This window comes from Nocardia sp. NBC_00403 (genome assembly GCF_036046055.1).
Classification (GTDB): domain Bacteria; phylum Actinomycetota; class Actinomycetes; order Mycobacteriales; family Mycobacteriaceae; genus Nocardia.
Genome location: NZ_CP107939.1, coordinates 4,130,205 through 4,150,668 on the forward strand (window position 1 = coordinate 4,130,205; position 20,464 = coordinate 4,150,668).

The window sequence follows — 20,464 nt, forward strand, 5'->3', positions numbered from 1 at the left end:
GGCGCCAATGGCCCGCGCCGGCGAGCCAGCCGCATCACCCTCTCCTGCCGGCTCCGCCGGCTCCGGCATTTAGGAGTGTGCCATGGACCTGCAATATCTCATCCAACTGATCCTGAACGGCCTGTTCATCGGCTCGTTCTACGCTCTCGTCGCCCTTGGCTACTCGATGGTCTACGGCATCATCAAACTGCTGAACTTTGCCCACGGTGACATCTACATGCTCGGTGCCTTCGCAGGCTATGCGCTGCTGACCGTGGCGGCCGGCTCGCTCGGCGCGGGCGCCTCGATCGTCGTACTCGTCCTGATCATGGTGGTGGCAATGTTGGTCACCGGCACCGTGGGGCTCGTCCTCGAGCGGGTCGCCTACCGGCCGCTGCGCGGAGCACCGCGATTGTCGGTGCTGATCACTGCGGTCGGCGCCAGCTTCGCGCTGGAGTACGGCATCGCCGTCGGGTTCGGCCCGAACCCGCGTGTCTATCCAGTCGGCTTCGGCAACGGTGCCATGTCGGTGCTGGGCGCCCGGGTCACCTACGCCCAGCTCGCCATGATGGTGATCGCCGTCGGCCTCATGATCGCCCTCGACCAGCTCGTCAACAGGACCCGGGCGGGTCGCGCGATGCGCGCGATCTCGCAGGATCCGAAAGCCTGCCTGCTGATGGGCATCAACGTCGACCGCGTCATCTCGCGCACCTTTTTCATCGGCTCGGCGCTGGCTGGTGCGGCCGGAGTTATGGCCGGCGCGTATTACGGAAAGGTGGACTTCCTCATGGGCTTCACCATCGGCCTCAAGGCGTTCACCGCCGCAGTGATCGGCGGCATCGGCAACCTGCGGGGCGCCGTTCTCGGCGCTGTCGTTCTCGGGCTGCTCGAGTCCTTCGGAACCGCCGCGCTCGGCAGTGAGTGGCGAGACGTCTTCGCCTTCGGCTTCCTGATCCTGTTCCTGACCGTCCGACCCACCGGTCTACTCGGCGAGAGAGTGACGGAGCGGGTCTGATGAGCAACGATAACTCGATCCCGGCCCGAGACGGGGCCTTCGACGCCCCCTCCGGCTTCGTGCAAGCCGTCGACGGGGCCGGCAACTCCACGATCGGCCACATCGGCTCCGGCCTCGCGCCCGCAGATGCAGCTGGCCGTGCTACGCCGGTAAGCCGCGCGATCAGCCACCCGCTGTTCGGCTGGGTCGTGATGGCCCTTGCCGTTGCGCTGCCGTTCGTCAACTCCTCGTCCTACAGCATCCGGATCGCAACGGACGCGCTCATCTTCGTGATGCTCGCGGTCGGCCTGAATATCGTCGTGGGCTACTGCGGTCTGCTCGACCTGGGCTTCGCCGCCTTCTTCGCGATCGGCGCCTACACCTCCGGCATCCTCACTACGTCGCTGGGGTGGCCCATTCCGCTCACGATCCCAGTCGTCGTGATCGCAGCCGTCATCGGCGGGGTGGTGATCGGCGGCCCGACCTTGCGACTGCGCAGTGACTACCTCGCCATCGTCACCCTCGGATTCGGCGAGATCATCCGGATCACCGCGAACAACCTCGATGTCACGGGTGGCCCGAACGGGATCTTCGGTATCCCGGACTTCGGCGACTTCGGCCTGCGTTCTGACATCACGACGTACTGGATCATCGTCGCTGTCGTTGCAGCAGCGGTGTTGGCTTCCGCGCGGCTCGGCAAGGGGCGGCTGGGCCGGGCCTGGCGGTTCGTGCGCGAGGACGAGGACGCCGCGGAGGCGATGGGCATCCACACCTACCGGGTGAAGTTCGCGGCGTACATCACCGGAGCGATCTTCGGCGGGATCGCCGGTGTGCTCTTCGCGGTGCACCAGACGGCGATCTCGCCAACTAGCTTCAACTTCCTCTGGTCGGCGCTCATTCTCATGGCGGTGGTCCTCGGCGGGATGGGCTCAACACCCGGCGTCGTCGTCGGCGCGCTCGTCATCTCCCTGCTCCCCGAGCTGCTACGTGGAGCGGAGAACTGGCGCTATCTCGTCTTCGGCGTCCTCCTCATCATCGTGATGCTGTTCCGCCCCCAGGGCATCTGGCCGCACCGGGGCGACGAGAAGCCGTCGCGGATCGAGAAGCGACGAGCCCGCACGGCGGCAAAGGAGGTCGCATCGTGACCGCGACACACGGCGAGGTGGCAAGGAACGGCTCATCGGCCACGGGGCTGCTCCAAGTCCGTGACATGACAGTGGCCTTCGGCGGAGTCACTGCCGTCAACGGCCTGACCTTCGACGTGCACGAAGGGGAGGTCCTCTCGGTAATCGGCCCGAACGGTGCCGGCAAGACCAGCGCCTTCAACTGCATTACCGGCTTCTACAAGCCGTCCGCCGGGCAGGTCACCTTCGACGGCAGCGACATCACCGGCAAACGTCCCGCGGTCATCGCCGCGCGCGGGGTCGCCCGCACTTTCCAGAACCTGCGCCTGTTCGGCGACCTCAGCGTCCTGGACAACGTGCGCGCGGGGATGCATGTGCGGATCCGGCAAAACGCCCTCGACGCCGTCCTGCACACCCCCCGGTACCACCGCAGCGAGCAAACCGCGACAGACGAGGCGCATCGCTGGCTCGACTTCGTCGGAGCGCGCGGGAGCCGGGTCCACGAAGTGCGCAACCTGCCCTACGGCGAGCAGCGCCGCGTCGAGATCGCCCGGGCCCTGGCCCGTGAACCGAAGATGCTCCTGCTCGACGAGCCCGCGGCCGGCCTGAACCACAACGAGAAGGAGGAGCTCCTCGCCCTACTGCGCCGCATCAGCGACCTCGGGATCGCGGTCGTGCTCATCGAGCACGACATGGGCCTGGTCATGGAGGTCTCCGAACGCATCGTCGTCCTCAACTACGGCAAGGAGATCGCGGACGGCACACCCCACCAGATCCGCACCGACCCCAGGGTCGTCGAGGCCTATTTGGGCACCGACGACGCCGAAGCCCACACCGAGGCCGAAGCGGTGGCCGCCGCCACCGACGAGGAGATTTTCAGCGATCACACCGCGGCACCGAGCGAGAAGGGCTAGTCGTGAGCACAGTTACCCCTGTCCTCGAGGTCGAGGACCTCGTGGTCAACTATGGACGGGTCGAGGCGCTGCGCGGTCTGTCGCTGACGGTCGGTGAAGGCGAGACGGTGTCGCTGCTCGGCAATAACGGCGCTGGCAAGTCGACCACCGTCTCCACGATCTCCGGTCTGGTGCGGGCGACGTCGGGACGGATCAGGGCGTTCGGCAAGGAGATCACAGCAGCCAAGCCCTGGGAGCTCGTCGAGATGGGCATCGTCCACGTGCCCGAAGGCCGACGGATCTTCCCTCGGCTCAGCGTCCACGAGAACCTGCTCATCGGTGGATACACCGTCCGTGACAGCAAGGCGATCGAGGAGCGAATCCAGGAGGTGTACGAGCTTCTACCGCGGCTGCGCGACCGCCGCAACCAGCACGGCGGCACCCTGTCCGGGGGCGAGCAGCAGATGCTGGCGATGGGGCGCGCGATGATCGCTGCGCCGCGCCTGCTCATGCTCGACGAGCCGTCCATGGGACTCGCCCCCCTCATGGTCGCCCAGATTATGCAGGTCGTGCGAACCATCAACGAGCGCGGCACCGCCGTACTCCTCATCGAGCAGAACGCCCGGTCCGCGCTCACCGTGGCCACCCGCGGCTACGTACTCGAGGCGGGCGTGACCAGCCTCGAGGGGTCCTCGGAGGAGTTGCGGACCAATCCCCGAGTAGTGGAGGCCTACCTTGGCGCCTGAGATGTCGTTCAGCTTCGAGACGGTGGACTACCACACCGGCGGTGAGCCGTTCCGGATCGTCGCCCACGGAGCGGTCCGGCTCGAGGGCGCCACCGTGGCGGACAAGCGGGTCCGGGGGATCGCGAGCCCGGAGGTGCAGTATGCCCGCGCGCTCCTGTGCAGCGAGCCACGCGGCCACGCAGACATGTACGGCGGCTTCGTCACCGAGCCCGACGACGACGGCGCCGATCTCGGGGTGCTCTTCTGGCACAAGGACGGCTTCTCCACCGCGTGCGGCCACGGCACCATCGCGCTGGGTGTGTGGGCCGTCGAGTCCGGCCTCGTGCCGCGACTCGAGCAGGGCACTCGCGACGTACGGATCGACGTACCCTCCGGGCGGGTCACCGCCCGCGTTGCCTTCGAGGCGGGCGAGATCACCCACGTCTCGTTCGTCAACGTCCCGAGCTGGGTGCACTCCACCGGTGTCGACGTCGAGACCGACCGTGGCCGCGTCACGTGCGACATCGTCTTCGGCGGTGCGATGTACGCCGTGGTGTCCGCCGCGGACCTCGGCCTGGCTGTTCGCCCCGCAGACCTGCCCGACCTGATTCGGACCGGTCGCCGGATCCGGGATGGCCTCAACGCCGCCCGCGCGGCGGAGCACCCGAGCGACCCGCGCCTGTCCGGCGTCTACGCAACGATGTTCACCGAGGACGTCGACCCCGACGACGCGACCGCCGCCCAGGCGTTCGAGGGACTCAGTGCCGAGGGTGCGCTGCACCAGCGCAACGTCGTGGTGTTCTCCGACGGCGAGGTCGATCGGTCCCCGTGCGGGTCCGGCACCGCGGCCAGGGTCGCGCATCTGACCAGCCAGGGACGTCTGGCCGATGGTGAGGTCCTGGTCCACGACTCTATCGTCGGCAGCAGATTCCGTGCTCGGGCCGTGGCGCGGGTCCAGGCCGACGGTCACGACGCGCTCGTGCCTGAGGTCGTCGGCACGGCGCACAAGTTGGGAGACAGCCGCTTTGTCGTGGACCCGCGCGACTCGCTGGTTCCCGGCTTCATCCTCAGATGAGGATCCACGGACCTATGAGAGGTTTCAGGTGGGAATGTTGAAGAGACTGCGTTCCGTCTGGTTGATCAGCCACCTCTCACCAGGGGCACCTGGGTGCGGTTCCTGCTATGGCTGTGGCTGGGCCTCGTGGTGTATGTGGGCTTCAGCTACCGGCATTCGGAACTGAACGACCTGGAATCCTGACTTCCGTGACCCGCGGCGGACCAGATCGCTACGCCGCCCGCCCGGCGATTTGGTCCGTCCCCGACGGCGCACGTAATATGTGATATGTCACTGACCGTCTCGCTTGTACGATAGCAACTGACCCGGATCACACGGGCCGATCCCGCGGTCGCCGCTTCCTCCCACCCCCAACAAGAAGGCAATGATGTCCGCCACCGATACGCCGGTCTCGACACTGACGTCGTTCCTCCCCCGGAAGAGCATGCGCGACGAGATCATCGAGAAGTTGCGCGGGGCGATCATCACCGGCGAGTTGCGCCCCGACGTCGTGTACTCGGCCCCCGGACTGGCCGAACAGTTCGGCGTGTCCGCGACTCCGGTCCGCGAAGCAATGATCGACCTGGCCAAGGAGGGCTTGGTCGAAACCGTGCGCAACAAGGGCTTTCGCATTCGCGAGCCATCCGAACAGGAGCTGGACAACCTCGTCGAGGTCCGCCTGCTCATCGAGGTCCCGACCGTACGCAAGGTCGCCGACGCCGGCATCGCCCCCCAGCAGCTCGCCGAACTGCGCACCCTGGCCCTCGGCATCGAAAAGGCCGCGACCGAACACGATTTCATCACCTACATCTCCATCGACACCGAATTCCACTGCCGCCTCCTCAGCCTCGCGGGCAACAACGAGTTGGTCGAAACGGTGCGGTCGCTGCGCTCCCGCTCCCGCCTCTATGGCGTCCGCCCACTCGCCGAACGCGGTCAGCTCATTCATTCCGCCCACGAGCACGTGGAAATCCTGAATCTCATCGAACAGGGAGCTGCGGAATCGGCCGAACAGCTGATCCGCCGCCACATCGGCCACGTCCGAGGCATCTGGGCTGAATAGATCGGACTCGACGGACGGCGTGCCCTACATGATGACGCGGTCATCGTCAGGATTCTCGATCCATGCGCTGACCGCGTGATGACGGCGTCATCAGCAGGACGGTATTTGGGTCGTGAAATGTAGTGACACGTCCTGAAAGCGGCGCGCGATCTCGCGCACGCCTGCACCCTGCGCGGCATGACGCGATATCCTCACGCTCACTCGATGGCAGGTACCGGCCCGAAACTGCCCGAGACAAACGGGGATTCACACCGCCAGCATGCCGGAACCACCGAAACCCGACCGGCGAGGACACCCCCGCCTCCGCGGCAGCATCCTCGGTCATCACCCCACGCGCGATCGCCGCCCAGAACCGCACCCGGTCCTCACGCCACGCCACCGTCGGTCTCCCCGGCGACGGAATCTGCCCTCGATACGCCCGAACCTCCAACTGCCGCTTGCCGTACGCCAACATGTACCTCCGAGATCGAGGTGTTGCGACGACCAGTTGAATCCAAGCAGTGCGATGCTCGGTGTAGGGGTCGGACCGCAACGCCCTGCCGGTCTTTCGACGCGGTGGATTTCTGCGGCCCGCCCTCCGAACCGGACGTGCGGCTTCCACCGCATCCGGCTCTCCATGTGTTCATGTCGCTGGAGCGGGTGATCCGGTTGCCGCTGTGCTCGACCATGGCGTGGGAATCTTGGTGCCCCGGTAGCGATATCGCTCGATCACGACCGATTCGGGCCGGAACATCTCGATTCCTCCAGCGCGGATCTGCCAACCAGGCAGGTAGCGCCGGACCAAGGTGTGCATGTTCAGCCCGAGGTGTCGTTTGCGGAGCCAGCCGACAATCCGCCAAACGGCGAAGTGGTCGACGTATCCGAAAGTCCGCGACGACACCCCGTGGCGGAAGTAGTTGCACCAGCCTCGCAGCGTCGGGTTGAGACGGCGCAGCAAGTCCGCGAGCGTTCGATGTTTCGCGCGGCGAGTCAGCGTCCGCACCTTGCCGACGATGGAGGCGAGTGCCTTCTTCGACGGATAGGTGTAGACGGCTCGTTTGCCGATCCGGCTTCGCCAGGGTCGGCGCTGGATGTGCCAGCCCAGGAAGTCGAACCCCTCATCAACGTGGCAGACTCTCGTCTTCTCCTCCGACAGGCGCAAACCCATCGGAGCGAGCACCGCATTGACCTCATCCCAAAGCGCTTCGGCGTCACCGCGTTTCCCGGCGACCATGACCACGAAGTCGTCCGCGTAGCGGACGAGTTTCATGACCGGGATACCGACGCGGCGATGTTCGGCGCGTGTCCAATACGGTCCGAGCGCGGCCCACCGGGCCGCGAAGTGCTCGTCCAGAACGGACAATGCGATAGTGGCCGGCAGCGGCGAGAGGATCCCGCCCTGGGGAGTGCCGGTGATCGTTTCCCGGTTCAGACCCTGTTCGGTCAAGATCCCGGACCGCAGGAATGCCTTCACCCAGCCCAGCACGCGCCTGTCTCCGACGCGTCGACGCACCCGCTCCATCAGGGCCGTGTGGTCGATTTCGTCGAAGCACGCCGAGATGTCTGCCTCGAACACCCACTCATAATTCCGGGTCGGTGTTGCGAGAAAGTGGATCTCGGCGATCGCGTCCTGAGCCCGGCGTTTCGGGCGGAAGCCGTAGGAACACGGCTGGAAATCCGCCTCGAAGATCGGCTCGAGCACCAGTTTCAACGCGGCCTGCACGACGCGGTCCGCGGTTGTCGGGATACCCAGGCGGCGAATCTTGCCCGACGCCTTGGGAATCGCCTTCTCCCGCACCCGCTGAGGAACAAACCGGTTCGCCTTCAAGTCGTTTCGAAGACGCTCCAGCAGTTCCTCGGCGTCGGAACCGACAGATCACGGTGCGATTCCATCGACCCCGGCGGTTCGCGCTCCCTTGTTGCCCCGCACCCGCGCCCACGCCACCAGCAGGAACGCCGGGTCATAGATGAGGTTTGCGAGGTCATCGAAACGGCGGCCGGGATCGGCCACCGCCCATCAGTGCAGTTTCTTCTGCATCCTGAGTACCCGGAACTCGGCCTCGGCCAGCAGCTCCGGATCACCGGTATTCACCAGTGACCTCCCAGGATGCGTCGATGCTGCGAACACACTGAACCCCATCGCCATGTGACCGGCTTTCCCGATCTCGGACTACTACGGGTTCTCCGCCCCACCCCGGCGGCATCGGCCGGCGATGAGCGTTCCCACCGAGCAGCTGGCTGCTGCCCGGGTCGGGGACCGCCGGGATGGTTCCCACGTTCACTCCCGAACCCTTCGACGGGGTCGGCGCCCAGCTATGCCCCTGCAGCATCGCCACGGTTACGCCGCAGACCTTCCCCGTGGCCTCCCGACCGGCGACATCACCCGATCCAGGAGTTCCCCGTAAGCCAACGCTTTTCGGGTGCGCGCTGCTATCCAGCCCAGATCCGCCAGGTTCGAGCTGGTGGCTCTCTCGAGGGGCTTTCAGCCGCTGGTTCCTCACGTACGCCTTTCCGTCTCGCTTGCCGGACCCGGACCATCTGGCAGTACTGGCCCGTCCCGTCGTTGTCAGGACTGCTTCCACCCGCACCCGTCATCCCACGGGCCGAGCTGTCCTCAGCTTCAACCGATCGGCTGCGACCGATCGGCGGCGGTGTCCTTCCGCACCGCAGGGTTCAGGAACGCCTCGTGGCGCTCAATATCGGTCAACCACAACCGATTCCGTGCTTGCGCGGTGAAGTCGCGACGCTCACACCCGTAAGTCTCCGGACTCGCCGGGGGGATTCAAGTTCCCGCGCATTGCCGCTGAGTGCGGGCGTGAATGGTCGTGGTTACCTGGTGGGGTGGAATTGCGACAGCTTCGGTATTTCTGTGCGGTGGCCGAGACAGGCAATCTGACCCGTGCCGCGGAGGGGCTGGGATTGCGTTCTCCGTCGTTGAGTCAGCAGATCCGGGGGTTGGAGCAGGAGCTGGGGGCGGAGTTGTTCGAGCGGTCGGCGGCAGGGATGACGCTGACGGCGGCGGGTCGGGCGTTGCTTCCAGAGGCGCGGGTGGTGCTGGCGGCGGTGGATCGGGGGGTGCGTGCGGTCGCCGCGGCGTCGGCGAACCCGATGCTGTCGATCGGGGTGCCGGCGGGAGTGGTCGAGGATCTTCCGGCGCGGATCGCCGCGGCCGCCCGTCGCGCTGGCGCCGGGGTGGAGCTGCGGGACCTGGAGACCGATGCGCAGTTGGAGTTGCTGGGGAAGGGCGTGCTCGACGCCGGGATCGTGTCGCTACCGGTCGAGGCCAGGCGCTTGGTCGTGATTGTGGTGGCCGAGGAGCCATTGGGGGTGCTGGTCGGTGCCGAGCACCGACTCGCGGCCGCCAGCGCCGTGGGCTGGCCGGATCTGGAGAGTGAGGAGCTGTTGTGGTTCCGGCGGGAGCTGGCCTCGGGATATCACGACGCGGTACTGCAGGTGTGTCACCGCAATGGCTGGCATCCGCGGTTGCGGATCGCCACAGCGCGACGGTCGATCACGCTGGCAGAGCTGGCCGGTGATCCCGGTTTGGTGGGGTTGCGCCCGCGGCGCGACGGCGCGCACGAGCGGGGTCTGGTGTGGCGGCCGTTGGCCTCTGACGCGCCGAAGTTGCGGCTGGGTCTGGTATTTCCGCGTGATACGCATCACCTCGCGTTGCCGCAGCTGGCCACGGACCTGCGCCCTTAGGCAACGCATAACCCGTGCAAGGCGTTGCCTCGTGGACGCCCATGGTGCGTGCGGAGTTTGCTTTGCGGCATGTTCGTTCTCGATCTGACCTACCGGGACGGCGCGCTCGATGAACTCGACGCCTGGATTCCCGAGCACTACGCCTACATCGACCGCCAACTAGCTGCCGGAACGTTCCTGATGTCCGGACGCAAGGTGCCCCGCACCGGCGGTGTAATCCTCGCCCAGGCTCTTGATCGCGCCGATCTGGACGCCGTGATAGCCGAGGACCCTTTCCTGCGTGAGGGCCTGGCCGACTACACGGTCACCGAGATCCAGCCGACACGGTCGGTCATCGCCCAGATTGCCACCTAGCCAAGCGATTCACGCCGTCGACGTAGCAGCCGTCAGGCTTGCCTGTCTCGGGTCTCGGGAAACGCGGACCTCCGCTGCGGGTACTGCGGAGGATCGGAATGTCTCGCTCGACGAGCGAGGCCAGGCGTAGGGTGCGGATCTGTCATTCGATCCGTCCCACCAAAATCTCACACTTTTGATGGGATTTGCCCAGATCTGATGGGAAATGATGAGCCGATGTCAGTCTGCACACATGGGCTGTGACCAGGCGTGATGAGGTCCGCTGAGACATGTCGCCGAGATTGGAACCTGTGTCAAGTGGTCGCAGGTTCAAATCCTGTCACCCCGACAACAAAACCCCTTCCGACCTCTTGGGTACTAGGAGTCGTCGCAACACCCCAGTTCAGGGGAGATCGCGATGGACTTCAGGATTCGGGTAGATCGGAAACCACAGGGGCCCAGGAAGTTGCGGGCCGAGCGGGTGGAGTATCTGCGTCTTGTGAGACTCGGTCACAGCAACAAAGTGGCATCGAAGATGTGGCCCGTCCCCAATGAATGAGACCGCTTGATATTAGAGTCCTGTTGGCCCTGGTGAGGGCTGGAAGGGACGATGAGTGACATGGCTGGTCGGAAGCGGCATTCCGCAGAGGACATCGTGCGCAAGCTGCGCCGCGCCGATGAGTTGGCCGCGGAAGGCAAGACCGGCGAACAGATCGCGGCCGAGTTGGGAGTGTCGGCGGCGACGCTGTACAACTGGCGCCGCCAGTTCGGTGGCATGGACACCGACGCCGCCAAGGAGCTCAAGGAGTTGCGGGAGCAGAACACGCGGTTGAAGCGGCTGCTGGCCGATGCGGAGTTGGAGAAGGACGCGTTGCGGGAGATTGCGAAGGGAAAATTCTAGGCCCGGCTGCCAAGCGCCGCGCCGTGGACATGCTCAGAGAAGTTCAGAGCCTGTCGGAACGGTTCGCGTGCAAGGTTGTTGGGCTCGCCCGAGCCACCTACCGGCGTATCCCGGTCGCGGCGACCCCGGCCGATCCGGACGCCGATCTGCGGGCCTGGCTGCGCGCCTATGCCACGAAACATCCCGGCCATGGGTTTCGCCGTGCCTGGGCCGCGCTGCGCCACGACGACGGCCGGGAGGTGAACAAGAAGAAGGTGCACCGGTTGTGGAAAGACGAGGGGCTGCAGGTGCGGGCGCACTCACCACGCAAGCGGGCCGGCGCCTCCTCGGCGCCCAGGATCGACGCCGACGCACCAAAAGTGGTGTGGGCGTTGGATTTCCAGTTCGATTCGACCGTCGACGGCAAGGCGGTAAAGATCGCGTCGATGATCGACGAGCACACCCGCGAGTCGGTGCTGCACCTCGTGGAACGCTCGATCACCGCCGAGAAGCTCGTGACCGAGCTGGAGAAGGTGTTCACCGCCCGAGGCGGCCCACCGCTGGTGCTGCGCATGGACAACGGGCCGGAGATGATTTCGGCAGCGCTGCAACAGTTCTGCGCCGACCGGGTGGGTATCTCCTATATCCCGCCCGGGACGCCGTGGAACAACGGCTACATCGAGTCGTTCAACCGACGGCTGCGCGCCGAGTGCCTCAACCGCAACCACTGGACGAGCCTGCTCGAGGCCCGGGTGGTCATCGGCGACTTCAAGACCGAGCACAACCTGCGGCACCGTCACTCGGCGCTGGGCTATCTCACCCCGGCCGAGTACGCTGCCCGCTGCAGCCACACCCACCACCCCGTGGCCTGCGACATCAACTGAACCTGGATCGAATACCACCCGGCTCTACTACCGGGCGGACTCGATATCGGGGACTCGCCAGATGGTCGGCGTCCACGAACGCACCGGGCGTGAGTGGCGCAACGGGCGTGACGATCCGAACAGGAAGAGGATGTCAGTCTCCTCTGCGGGCTCATCATGAACGCTGAGTGCCGGTTTGGAAAAGTTCACCGAAGAGCTCTGGATCGTGCTCGGGCTCCGTCGTTTTCGGGCCGCTCCGGTGGTATCTGGCACTCTTGTGCGGGTGAGCGACGTTGATCAACAGCAGCACTCCGCGAGTGACACTTGGGTGTTCGGCCTCGAAGAGCTCCCTGCCGCCGTGCCGGGTGAAGATGGGACAGTCCATAGTGTCGCCCCGGCCTTCGGTACCACCGTGATCAGGGCGCCTGCGGGCGCCCCGCAGGCGTTGTGCTGGGCAGCCGAGGAGATCGTCTTCCAATGCGGACCTGACTGGTCGGCATCGGCAGTCCTCCTGCAATGGCTCCGGATCGAGGCCGGCGACGAACTCCAGCTGGGTGTGGAGAGTTGTTTACTGGAGCGCATCGCTGGTGACCAGATCCGCGTGCACTCCAACTACGAACAATGGGAAGACCTGGTCGTGCCCATCCAGGACGTTCGACGCATGCTGATCGACATGATGACCTTTCTCGCCACGGAATCCCGTCGCCCGTTGCCGAATTGGCGAATCAAGCGTCTTGGTGAGCGAAACTGGTCACAGCAACGCCGCACGCTGTAAGAGGGTCAACCGCCCGTGGGCATTGTGGTCGTGTCCGGAGGGGGACACACGCGCTAAACACGCAGATCGACCTGCGGAAATGATGGGGCTGCTTGTATCAGCAGTCCTGTCTCTGACAGTTGGTTGTGCCTGGACAGCCACGTTGAATGGTGACGATCATCGTGCTTGTTTGCCCGCTCCTGAAGGGTTAGACCTCGCCATCCAATGCCTCGTTACCAAACATATACTGAACCGTCTCGATTTTCCGGCCGGCTTCATGGTTGAGTCATCACCGGCTGGGATGGCTGTTGTTGAGCGTAGTAGGCGGCTTCGTATTCGACGGGGGGTCGATCTCCCGCGCGAAGAAAATCGAGGCCGCTTTCAGAATCTCGTTGGCCTCCTTTAAATCTCGCACTTCGCGTTCGAGTTCCTTGATCCGCACCTGCTCCGCAGTCGTGACCCCGGGAGCCTTGCCGGTGTCGATCTGGGCCTGCTTGACCCAGACACGCAGCGTCTCGGCGTGGACGCCGAGTTTCGGAGCGAGCGCCTGGCAGGCGGCATACGCCGACGGATACCCGTCGAGTCGGTCCATTCACCATCTTCACCGCACGCTCACGCTGCTCGATCGGATAACGCTTGGGCATGGCCCAGATCCTTCACAGAGAAGGATGCGGCGGCGGTCGCCCAGGGCAAGGAGAATGCCGACACTGCCCGGCGTATGACCGGGAAGGTCGACCAGGACCACCGATCCGTCACCGAACAGGTCATGGCTCCTCCCGAAGGTCAGCACCGGGGGTCCGTCCAACTCGTACAACTGGAAGTTGCGTCCGAGGAGAGGGCCCCGCGCGACGCCGAACGGTGCCTTCGGTCCGCGTAGCGCCCACTCGTACTCGAGCACATCCGTTTACACCGGGATCGAATCGGGGAGCTCGACGAGGCCCGAAATATGGTCCCAGTGCAGATGGGTGGGCAGGGTGAAGTCTATGTCGGCGACGGTGTGGCCGACCTGCGCCAGAACGTCGGCGAGACCGAGGACTGGCTTGTCCGGCGTGACGACCGCCCGCAGCGGCGCGGGAAGCTGCGGCAGCACTCGGCGATGGACGTTGTCGCACATCGCGGGATCGACGAGGAAGCGCGCCGTGCGGCAGGCGAGCTCCACCGGATCCGGTTCGGTCAGATCTACGGTGGCGGCAACGGATTTCGCTGTGGCAACTGGGAATTCGTCGGTGCTGACGAGGATCTTCCGCAGTCCGGTCGCCGTGGTGCCTCGGATTCATGAGATCGGCTCGACGCCGAGCAGCGCCCCGCCGTAGACCTCGCCGACGCACCGTTCACAGATAAGTAGTGTTAAGTAGCCGAATATCGTGCATTCGCCACCGGCTGGTAAAGCCGTCACGCGAATCCGGTAGTTGCTCAGTCGAGCCATGCGAGGGTCTGGCTGGTTTACCTATCGGAGCGGTTTGAACCAACCCATGGCTACGCCGGTGGATTCCGGCATAGGCCATCGTTCACTAGGTAACCCGCTGAGCGAGAATAGATCCGACAGCCCTGGCGTACTCTCCGGTCGCGGATCGGGCCTGTGGGTCGACGAGCATGCTCGCGAAACCATGCGGCAGGTTGTCGAATCGCCGCAGCTCGGCGTCGACACCGAGACCACGCAGCCGTGTGACCAGCGTTTCACCTTGATCACGCAGTACGTCCATGCCTGCTGTCGCGACATAGGTGCGCGGCATGACCGACAAATCGCCGGACAGCACCGAAAAGCGCGGATCTTCCTGCGCGTGGGTGGTCGGCGCGTACCACCGCATCGCGCGACGAACAGAATCCTCGTCGAGCGGGACGGTGAACAGCGTCGTCGACTGATAGCGATCCAGCGTCCAGTCCAGCGCCGGGTACAGCAACGCCACCACTGCGGGCCGGTAGCGCGCGTCCGGGGCGAGCGTGAGGGCGACGGCCGCGGCGAGGTTTCCGCCGGCACTGTCACCGCCGATTCCGATGCGGCCGGTGTCGATGCCCCACTGTTCGGCGTGGTCGACCGCATAACGGAAGGCCGCGCTAACGTCATCGAATGCGGCGGGAAACGGGTGCTCCGGCGCCAGTCGATAGTCCACCGACAGCACCGACACCCCGGCACGGTCGGCGAGGAACCGCAGCGTGTTCTCATAACCGGCGACACTGCCGACGTGCCAACCTCCGCCGTGCACGAACATCAGCAGCGACCGTGACCCTCGCTCGGGCTGATACAAGCGGGCCGCCAACAGTCCCGCAGGCCCGGCGATCGTCCACGAGGATGTGCGTACCGGTCCGGTGCGCACGGTGGTGACCACTCTCATCAGCCAGTCGAGCTTTGCCCGGGTGAACGTTGTCGGCGCACGACGGGCAAGCAGGTCGCGTTTACCCGCCGTGGCAAGCACGTGCAGTCGGGGATTCATCCGCTGGCCATCGAGCACCGGAGGCCGCACCGGCAGACGATCGGAAACCCTCGGTGATACCGCCAGCACTCTGCCCAGCACACCACCGACCATCGCTTCGGCCTCACCGACTACTCGAAGCAGCACATTCAACTCCCTCGATACGACTGCCCGGCAACGTTGCCGACGAAGTGTAGTCCGGCACACCACCCCGCACGTGCACGGCCGAATCCGACGCAGGGAACGGTCGAGCCTGTCATCTCCCGATCCCCGCGCGGGTGTGGTGGGGCAATTGGCGGCGCGCCTGGTCCATTGCATGGTCGATGTCCGGCAGGGACCGTGCGTCGGCCTGGATGATCACGACGTCTTCGGGAAGTCCGGCGTTGGCGACATTGTCGACGCCGGTGACCATGACGCGGTAGCCGCGGGACTGGAGCAGTTCAGCGGTGGCCTTGCCGATGTCACCTAACGCAGGTCCCCGGCCGAGACCGACCTCACCGCGGTCGGCGCCGCCGCCACCTCGGTTCGACCAGCACGCCATTGTTCACGCCGAGTCGCCTGTCTGACAAAGGACGTATTCGACGAGCGCGTCCGTGTGGCGCGGTTGGCTTGGGGGCGTAGGTGGGTACCTACTTCATGAGGCTCAGCAGGCCGAGGTGCGGTTCGAGCGCGCCGTCCTGACCGAGCGCCAGGAAGTCTGCCTCTACGGCCGAGCGCGCGAGTTTCCCCGCGCGCACCGCGTGGTAGCGCACGTACGACCAGAGAAAGACATCAATGTTGTCGAAGCGGGTGCCGCCTTCGAGTACCTCCTCCTCGTGGAACCACACGGCCACTTGGCCATTGGTGAGCACGACATACAGATTGCCGCCGCCGTCCGCGCCGATCGAGTAGACATCGTCGTCGGTCAGCTCGGTCGAATAGTTCGAATCGCTTATGCTGCAATCATTTACGGCGAAATCGAAGCCGTATGACCAGGAGAAGATGTCCAGGAACTGCGGCAGCTGGCCCGAGCGCACCCGTCGGTCGAACGCGGCCAGCGCCGCCGCGTCCGCGGGAGCCAGGTGCGCGAGAAACGGTGCCACCGGCCGGGTTTGCTCCGGGACATGGACGGGCGCGGCATCGGGGAACCAACGCGCCAGATCGGCGTCGAGGTCGCGATCGGTGTAGCCGACGAGGTCGGCGAGGGTGAGCGTCACGCGGGGATTGTAGTAGCGCCTCAGGACATGCTGTCCGGTATCACTGCGGGGTCGGAAACCGGCGTGCGGGATTCCTGGCGCTTCCGAGGCGTGATCGGCGGCAGTTGGTTTCGGCTGCCGGCACCGAGTCGACCGCGGCGGTCATAGGGTGGAATGCGGCTGTGGACCGTTCTGCCGCTTGCTCTTGCCGAGTGTTGCGGTAGCTGGTTGCGGTTGGCATTATTGGTCACCGTATGCCGTTGGTTTCCGATTCCGCGCATGACAGCCTCGAGGGTTTGTCCGTAGGTGATGCGCTGGGTGCTCAGTTCTTCGTGCCCGGCCGCTCCGTAGCTGAACTGCTCGCCGGGCGGCCGCCAGTGGCTCCGTGGCAGTGGACCGACGACACCGAGATGGCCTGTTCGGTGTACTCGGAAGTCCGCGGCCGCGGCTGCGTCGACCGGGACGCGCTCGCGGCCGCGTTCGCCGATCGCTGCGAACCGTATCGTGGCTACGGCGGCGGCACAGTCGTTGTGCTGCACGAGATTCGCGACGGGCGCCCCTGGGGCGAAGCGGCAGGAGCTGCTTTCGACGGGCGCGGATCGTGGGGAAACGGAGCTGCGATGCGGGTTGCCCCGCTCGGGGCGTACTTTGCTGGGGATCTGCCTCGAGCGGCAGCGCAGGCCGCGCTGTCGGCCGAGGTCACCCATCGGCACCCGGAAGCGATCGTGGGTGCCATGGCGGTCGCCGCCGCGGCGAGCCACGCTGCGGCGACGCGCGGAACAGGCTGTGTACCAAGTGAATTACTGCACGTGGTCGAGCCGTATCTGGTCCATGGTCGGACCGCGGACGGTGTCCGTCGAGCCCGAAAGTTACTCGGCCGATCGGTAGCCGAAGCCGCTTACGAGCTCGGCAACGGCGCACAGGTCAGCGCCCAGGACACGGTGCCGTTCGCGCTGTGGGCAGCGGCCACCTTTCTCGGTGACTATCCGGCCGCCGTCACCGCGTGCGTCGAGGCCGGTGGGGATGTGGACACGACGGCCGCGATCGTCGGCGGAATCGTGGCAGCACACACCGGGATCGGAAGTCGAGGCACGATACACGGAATACCGGAACAGTGGTTGTCGGCGCGTGAGCCCCTGCCCGCATGGGCTACAGACTGACGCCGATCATCCGCGAACGCACGGTAATGCCGCTGTGCGCGCTGTCCGAATCGGCCAGCTTGGTGGGGGTGGTGCGCTTCGGCGATCTCGAGAACGATTGTGACGTCACAATTCGCCGATGCGACATGTTTTGGTCGCGATTCCCGGCACCACTCGGTCGCGAATTCCGACACCGACAGTTCAGGTTTTCACGAATCGCGGCAGCGCCCGATCTATCGCACGACGTTCGTATGCGGTGAGGTGGCGTGGCGGGTCCGGTGGCGGTGCCGCTCGACGGCGTCGGCGTTGCCGCAGCGTGCTGAACAGTAGGTGCGGCGACCGTTGCGGCTGGTGTCGACGAACACGCGTGGGCATCCCGACCGCGTGCAGGTGGCGAGCCGACGACCTTCGGCTTCGACGGTGAGAATGGCAAGGCTTCCGGAGGTGACGGCCATGACACGGCTGACCACGTCGTCCTCGTCGGGGGTGAAATGCAGATGCGGGCGCAGCGCGTCGTGCGTGGTCAGGTAGACACCAGCGGCGCCGTCGACGAGCAGGGCGTTGATGGCGTGGCAGCGAGTCTCGGCGTCGGGGGCGGCGAAGACCGCACGTAGCCGGACCGACCAGCGGCGCAGCGCCGTGACCGCGGCCGGTGAGAGTTCGGGCCGGCGGATCTCGTGGTGCCGCAGCACCGCCTCCACGCCGTCGAGGGACCAGTCCGGCCCGGCCCGCAGGTTGACCAAATCGACGGCCAGAAATACCCCCGTCATGTTGTCATGGTTGAACTGCACGGACCCATTACAGCAAGGTTTGCTGTGTGCATGCTGTGACCACCGCGATCCTCCCCGTCGTCGTCGTTCTCGCCCTCGGTGGCATCCTGCGCCGGCGGGCGGTGACCGACCCCGGGTTCTGGCGTGGCCTGGAGTGGATGAGCTACTGGGTCTTCACCCCGGCGCTATTCGTCGGCTCCATCGCCCGCACCGACCTGGGCGCGGTCTCCCTCGGGCTGCTCGCCCTGGTGCTGGCCGTCCCGATCCTCGGCACCGGGCTGCTGGTGATAGCGCTGCGTCGGGTGCTGCGCGCCGACGGCCCGCAGCTGACATCGCTGGTGCAGGGCAGCATCCGCATCAACACCTACCTCGGCCTGGTCTTCGCCTCCGCCCTGCACGGCGCCGAAGGCGTGGCGACGTTCGCGATCGCCGCCGCCGTGGTGGTCCCGCTGGTCAACGTCATCTCGGTGACCGCGCTGTCGATCTACGGCGACGAGGACTCCCGCGCGCACCGGTCCGGGCCGTGGCGCGAACTTCTCGCCAACCCGCTCATCCTGGGCTGTGCCACCGGTCTGGCGCTCAACCTGCTCGGCGTCGGGCTCCCGGACGTGGCCGCCGCGCCGATCGAGCTGCTCGCCTCACCCGCACTCATGTGCGGAACCCTCGCCGCCGGGGCGGCCATCACCCTGCGACTGCGGCTGCGCGACGTCCTCGATATCGGCACGGCATCCCTCCTGAAACTGGTCGCGCTGCCGCTCGCAGCGGGTGCGCTCGCGCACGCACTCGGCGTCACCGGCGCCGCACTGGCCAGCATCGTCATCATCTGCGCGCTGCCGACCGCGCCCTCGGCCTACGTCCTCGCCACCCGCATGGGCGGCGACTCCCGGCTCATGGCCTCCATCACCGGTGTGCAGACCATCCTGGCCACCGCAACCCTGCCCGCCGTCCTCGCCTTCGCCGGAGTCATGTAGCCCGCTCGCACGCATCCGCGACTACTACTCGGTGGTGTCGAAATCCACGTACAGCATCGAAGCCGAGCGCTGCTGGGATTCGCGACCAGGCGGTATCCGAATTCGCGATCAAAGCCACCTGTCGTGGGGATACGGCGCGGAAAACATGATATCGACGCTCGAAAGACCTGCGTGCCTGTGCGCGCGACTTGGCCACAGGAACGGTGCTCTTGCCCCGACCACTCAGCACGAACGTGAGCAGTTGCAGCTCTCCGCGCCGTCGGGGTCGGTGTCGCGTCATCCTGTGTCCGGTACCGGCTCGCCCTCGCGGCGAGGGTAACGCTGGTACCAGGTGGCGTAGCGGTCGGCCAAGGGGGCGGCACTGAGACCGTGGGCCAAGACGGAGAGCCCGATGGTGATGATTGCGGTAGTCAGGAGCAGCTCTTCGTGGGGCAGCTCGCCAGGTTTCTCGAGGATGAGGATGACGAAGACGATGGTGGCGAGTCCGCGCGGGCCGAACCAGCCGAGAAAGGCGACGGTCGGTGCGCGCGGGTGCGTGCCGATCAACGACAGCGCGACGGGGACCATCCGGACGACGGTCAGGCTCAGGACCGCGTAGCCGAGCACGGCCCAGGACAGGTGGCCGAGCGCAGGACCGAGGACCGCGGCGCCGAAGACGATGAACGTCACGGCGCTGAATACGTCGCCGGCCTCGTCGAGCATGTCGTCCTCGTCCTCGTCATCGCCGCCCGGGTGGTGGTCGGCGGTGCGGTGACGGAGCGCGCCGAAGGTCAGGCCGCCGACGAACGCGGCGATGAACCCGGAGTCGCCCAGGGGCGCGGCGGTGGTGTAGGCGAGCGTGGCCGCCGCCACCGGAATGATCTTCGCCCACAACGGGTCGATGGAGTGGCGGCGGCCGGCGGTGATCAGGATCGCGGCGGCGATCGCCCCGGCCGCGAGGCCGGCGAGGGTGCCGTACCCGATCTGTTCGGTGACCAGCCGAACGGCGGCGCCGTCGCCGATGGCGTCCGCTTCGGCCTGCGCGATCGCGAGCACGATGAGGAACAGAGGCACACAGATGCCGTCGTTGAGTCCACTCTCGACATTCAATCCCTGGCGCACCCGCGACGGCAGGATCGGGAGTGTCACCACCGCCTGCCCGAGGGCAGCGTCGGTCGGGGCGAGGATCACCGCGAGCAGCAGCGCCTCGGACCAGGCGAGGTCGCCGAGTACGACCAGCGCCGCGCCGAAACCCGCCACAATGGTCAACGGCAGGCCGATTCCGAGCAGTCGGGCGGGAAGCGAGATCTCGGACCGGAGGCTGGGCAGGTTCACCTGCGAGGCGTCGGAGAACAGCACCAGCCCGAGCGTCACCTCGGCGAGCAATCTCACCGTCTCGGCGGTGGTGTGGATGCCGATCAGTCCTACCGCGTTTCCACCGAGGATCAGACCTGCGGCCGTGAAGACGATCGGGCCGGTGATCGGTGTGCCCGCGATACGACCAGAGACCGCCGAATAGGCGAGCAACACCGTGGCGATCGCCGGTAGAGCCCACGTCATGTCGCCGCCGCCTCATCGTCGATGTTCAGGTTGCGGCGCAGTGCGCGTCCGGAGGAGATCACTCTCGGCCTCGACCGGCGGCCGGGTCCGTGCGACCACGGTCAGTCATCCCGCTG

22 protein-coding genes and 1 pseudogene are annotated in these 20,464 nt (G+C 66.1%); 13 read left to right on the plus strand and 10 right to left on the minus strand.

Going from position 1 to position 20,464, the window contains the following annotated elements:
• The first annotated feature begins 82 nt into the window (after window positions 1-82).
• The 7 genes from OHQ90_RS18325 to OHQ90_RS18350 all read left to right on the plus strand — a co-directional run bounded on the left by OHQ90_RS18325 (window position 83) and on the right by OHQ90_RS18350 (window position 5,832).
• A complete protein-coding gene (locus tag OHQ90_RS18325) occupies window positions 83-994 on the plus strand; it encodes a branched-chain amino acid ABC transporter permease (protein ID WP_328412077.1) in 912 nt (303 codons plus the stop codon).
• Window positions 994-2,118 carry a branched-chain amino acid ABC transporter permease gene (locus OHQ90_RS18330; protein ID WP_328412079.1) on the plus strand — a complete coding sequence of 375 codons (1,125 nt, stop codon included), beginning with the start codon at window positions 994-996 and terminating at the stop codon, window positions 2,116-2,118. Before OHQ90_RS18325 ends, OHQ90_RS18330 begins: the two co-directional genes overlap by 1 nt.
• Entirely contained in the window at window positions 2,115-3,011 is an 897-nt protein-coding gene (locus OHQ90_RS18335; RefSeq protein WP_328412081.1) for an ABC transporter ATP-binding protein, read from the plus strand. The genes OHQ90_RS18330 and OHQ90_RS18335 overlap by 4 nt, the downstream gene beginning before the upstream one ends.
• A gap of 2 nt (window positions 3,012-3,013) precedes the next feature.
• On the plus strand, window positions 3,014-3,736 hold the full coding sequence (locus OHQ90_RS18340) for an ABC transporter ATP-binding protein (RefSeq protein ID WP_328412083.1): 723 nt from the start codon (window positions 3,014-3,016) through the stop codon (window positions 3,734-3,736).
• The gene (locus OHQ90_RS18345; RefSeq protein ID WP_328412085.1) at window positions 3,726-4,790 is read left to right on the plus strand and encodes a proline racemase family protein; all 1,065 of its coding nucleotides are present in this window, start codon (window positions 3,726-3,728) and stop codon (window positions 4,788-4,790) included. The genes OHQ90_RS18340 and OHQ90_RS18345 overlap by 11 nt, the downstream gene beginning before the upstream one ends.
• A 93-nt stretch (window positions 4,791-4,883) precedes the next feature.
• Window positions 4,884-4,973 carry a hypothetical protein gene (locus tag OHQ90_RS39445; protein ID WP_406229472.1) on the plus strand — a complete coding sequence of 30 codons (90 nt, stop codon included), beginning with the start codon at window positions 4,884-4,886 and terminating at the stop codon, window positions 4,971-4,973.
• A gap of 184 nt (window positions 4,974-5,157) precedes the next feature.
• A complete protein-coding gene (locus OHQ90_RS18350; protein ID WP_328412087.1) occupies window positions 5,158-5,832 on the plus strand; it encodes a GntR family transcriptional regulator in 675 nt (224 codons plus the stop codon).
• A gap of 132 nt (window positions 5,833-5,964) precedes the next feature.
• Here the strand turns inward: OHQ90_RS18350 and OHQ90_RS18355 are convergent.
• The 3 genes and pseudogenes from OHQ90_RS18355 to OHQ90_RS18365 form a co-directional block, all read right to left on the minus strand.
• A pseudogene (locus tag OHQ90_RS18355) lies at window positions 5,965-6,286 on the minus strand (helix-turn-helix domain-containing protein); the annotation flags it as partial.
• 168 nt (window positions 6,287-6,454) lie between these two features.
• Window positions 6,455-7,663 (minus strand): group II intron reverse transcriptase/maturase, encoded by a 1,209-nt coding sequence (gene ltrA / locus OHQ90_RS18360; protein ID WP_328412935.1) that lies wholly within the window; start codon window positions 7,661-7,663, stop codon window positions 6,455-6,457.
• A gap of 24 nt (window positions 7,664-7,687) precedes the next feature.
• The gene (locus tag OHQ90_RS18365) at window positions 7,688-7,822 is read right to left on the minus strand and encodes a hypothetical protein (protein WP_328412089.1); all 135 of its coding nucleotides are present in this window, start codon (window positions 7,820-7,822) and stop codon (window positions 7,688-7,690) included.
• 863 nt (window positions 7,823-8,685) lie between these two features.
• Here OHQ90_RS18365 and OHQ90_RS18370 point away from each other — a divergent pair.
• The 4 genes from OHQ90_RS18370 to OHQ90_RS18385 all read left to right on the plus strand — a co-directional run bounded on the left by OHQ90_RS18370 (window position 8,686) and on the right by OHQ90_RS18385 (window position 12,364).
• On the plus strand, window positions 8,686-9,513 hold the full coding sequence (locus OHQ90_RS18370; RefSeq protein WP_328412091.1) for a LysR family transcriptional regulator: 828 nt from the start codon (window positions 8,686-8,688) through the stop codon (window positions 9,511-9,513).
• Window positions 9,514-9,582: 69 nt separating this feature from the next.
• Window positions 9,583-9,867, plus strand: coding sequence for a YciI family protein (locus OHQ90_RS18375; protein WP_328412093.1), 285 nt, complete (start codon window positions 9,583-9,585; stop codon window positions 9,865-9,867).
• A gap of 598 nt (window positions 9,868-10,465) precedes the next feature.
• Window positions 10,466-11,610 (plus strand): IS3 family transposase gene (locus tag OHQ90_RS18380; protein WP_442941243.1). Its coding sequence is split into 2 segments (ribosomal slippage): window positions 10,466-10,733 and window positions 10,733-11,610, totalling 1,146 coding nucleotides; the frame shifts between segments, so codons are not numbered across the junction.
• Between the two features lie 175 nt (window positions 11,611-11,785).
• Entirely contained in the window at window positions 11,786-12,364 is a 579-nt protein-coding gene (locus OHQ90_RS18385) for a hypothetical protein (RefSeq protein WP_328412095.1), read from the plus strand.
• A gap of 268 nt (window positions 12,365-12,632) precedes the next feature.
• On the opposite strand, the gene OHQ90_RS18390 is transcribed toward OHQ90_RS18385, so the two are convergent.
• The 5 genes from OHQ90_RS18390 to OHQ90_RS18410 form a co-directional block, all read right to left on the minus strand.
• Window positions 12,633-12,935 (minus strand): transposase, encoded by a 303-nt coding sequence (locus OHQ90_RS18390; protein ID WP_328412097.1) that lies wholly within the window; start codon window positions 12,933-12,935, stop codon window positions 12,633-12,635.
• A gap of 312 nt (window positions 12,936-13,247) precedes the next feature.
• Entirely contained in the window at window positions 13,248-13,457 is a 210-nt protein-coding gene (locus OHQ90_RS18395; RefSeq protein ID WP_328412099.1) for an MBL fold metallo-hydrolase, read from the minus strand.
• Window positions 13,458-13,854: 397 nt separating this feature from the next.
• Window positions 13,855-14,901, minus strand: a complete 1,047-nt coding sequence (locus OHQ90_RS18400; protein WP_328412100.1) for an alpha/beta hydrolase — start codon at window positions 14,899-14,901, stop codon at window positions 13,855-13,857.
• A 109-nt stretch (window positions 14,902-15,010) separates the two neighbouring features.
• Window positions 15,011-15,295, minus strand: a complete 285-nt coding sequence (locus tag OHQ90_RS18405; RefSeq protein WP_328412102.1) for a hypothetical protein — start codon at window positions 15,293-15,295, stop codon at window positions 15,011-15,013.
• Between the two features lie 88 nt (window positions 15,296-15,383).
• Complete coding sequence (locus tag OHQ90_RS18410) at window positions 15,384-15,950, minus strand: hypothetical protein (protein ID WP_328412103.1); 567 nt, start codon at window positions 15,948-15,950, stop codon at window positions 15,384-15,386.
• Window positions 15,951-16,225: 275 nt separating this feature from the next.
• On the opposite strand from OHQ90_RS18410, the gene OHQ90_RS18415 reads away from it, so the two are divergent.
• Complete coding sequence (locus tag OHQ90_RS18415) at window positions 16,226-17,089, plus strand: ADP-ribosylglycohydrolase family protein (RefSeq protein WP_328412104.1); 864 nt, start codon at window positions 16,226-16,228, stop codon at window positions 17,087-17,089.
• A 212-nt stretch (window positions 17,090-17,301) separates the two neighbouring features.
• Here the strand turns inward: OHQ90_RS18415 and OHQ90_RS18420 are convergent, their stop codons facing one another.
• Entirely contained in the window at window positions 17,302-17,838 is a 537-nt protein-coding gene (locus OHQ90_RS18420) for a CGNR zinc finger domain-containing protein (RefSeq protein WP_328412105.1), read from the minus strand.
• Between the two features lie 47 nt (window positions 17,839-17,885).
• Between OHQ90_RS18420 and OHQ90_RS18425 the strand changes: the two genes are divergently transcribed.
• The gene (locus OHQ90_RS18425) at window positions 17,886-18,809 is read left to right on the plus strand and encodes an AEC family transporter (RefSeq protein WP_328412106.1); all 924 of its coding nucleotides are present in this window, start codon (window positions 17,886-17,888) and stop codon (window positions 18,807-18,809) included.
• Between the two features lie 276 nt (window positions 18,810-19,085).
• On the opposite strand, the gene OHQ90_RS18430 is transcribed toward OHQ90_RS18425, so the two are convergent.
• Entirely contained in the window at window positions 19,086-20,348 is a 1,263-nt protein-coding gene (locus OHQ90_RS18430; protein ID WP_328412108.1) for a cation:proton antiporter, read from the minus strand.
• Window positions 20,349-20,464 lie beyond the last annotated feature (116 nt).

Excerpts from the sequence above, each read along its gene's own strand:
- OHQ90_RS18325 (WP_328412077.1), top strand. The coding sequence starts at position 83 with ATGGACCTGCAATATCTCATCCAACTGATCCTGAACGGCCTGTTCATC.
- OHQ90_RS18330 (WP_328412079.1), top strand. The coding sequence starts at position 994 with ATGAGCAACGATAACTCGATCCCGGCCCGAGACGGGGCCTTCGACGCC.
- OHQ90_RS18350 (WP_328412087.1), top strand. The coding sequence starts at position 5,158 with ATGTCCGCCACCGATACGCCGGTCTCGACACTGACGTCGTTCCTCCCC.
- OHQ90_RS18375 (WP_328412093.1), top strand. The coding sequence starts at position 9,583 with ATGTTCGTTCTCGATCTGACCTACCGGGACGGCGCGCTCGATGAACTC.
- OHQ90_RS18390 (WP_328412097.1), bottom strand. The coding sequence starts at position 12,935 with ATGGACCGACTCGACGGGTATCCGTCGGCGTATGCCGCCTGCCAGGCG.
- OHQ90_RS18395 (WP_328412099.1), bottom strand. The coding sequence starts at position 13,457 with ATGTGCGACAACGTCCATCGCCGAGTGCTGCCGCAGCTTCCCGCGCCG.
- OHQ90_RS18405 (WP_328412102.1), bottom strand. The coding sequence starts at position 15,295 with ATGGCGTGCTGGTCGAACCGAGGTGGCGGCGGCGCCGACCGCGGTGAG.
- OHQ90_RS18420 (WP_328412105.1), bottom strand. The coding sequence starts at position 17,838 with ATGACGGGGGTATTTCTGGCCGTCGATTTGGTCAACCTGCGGGCCGGG.
- OHQ90_RS18430 (WP_328412108.1), bottom strand. The coding sequence starts at position 20,348 with ATGACGTGGGCTCTACCGGCGATCGCCACGGTGTTGCTCGCCTATTCG.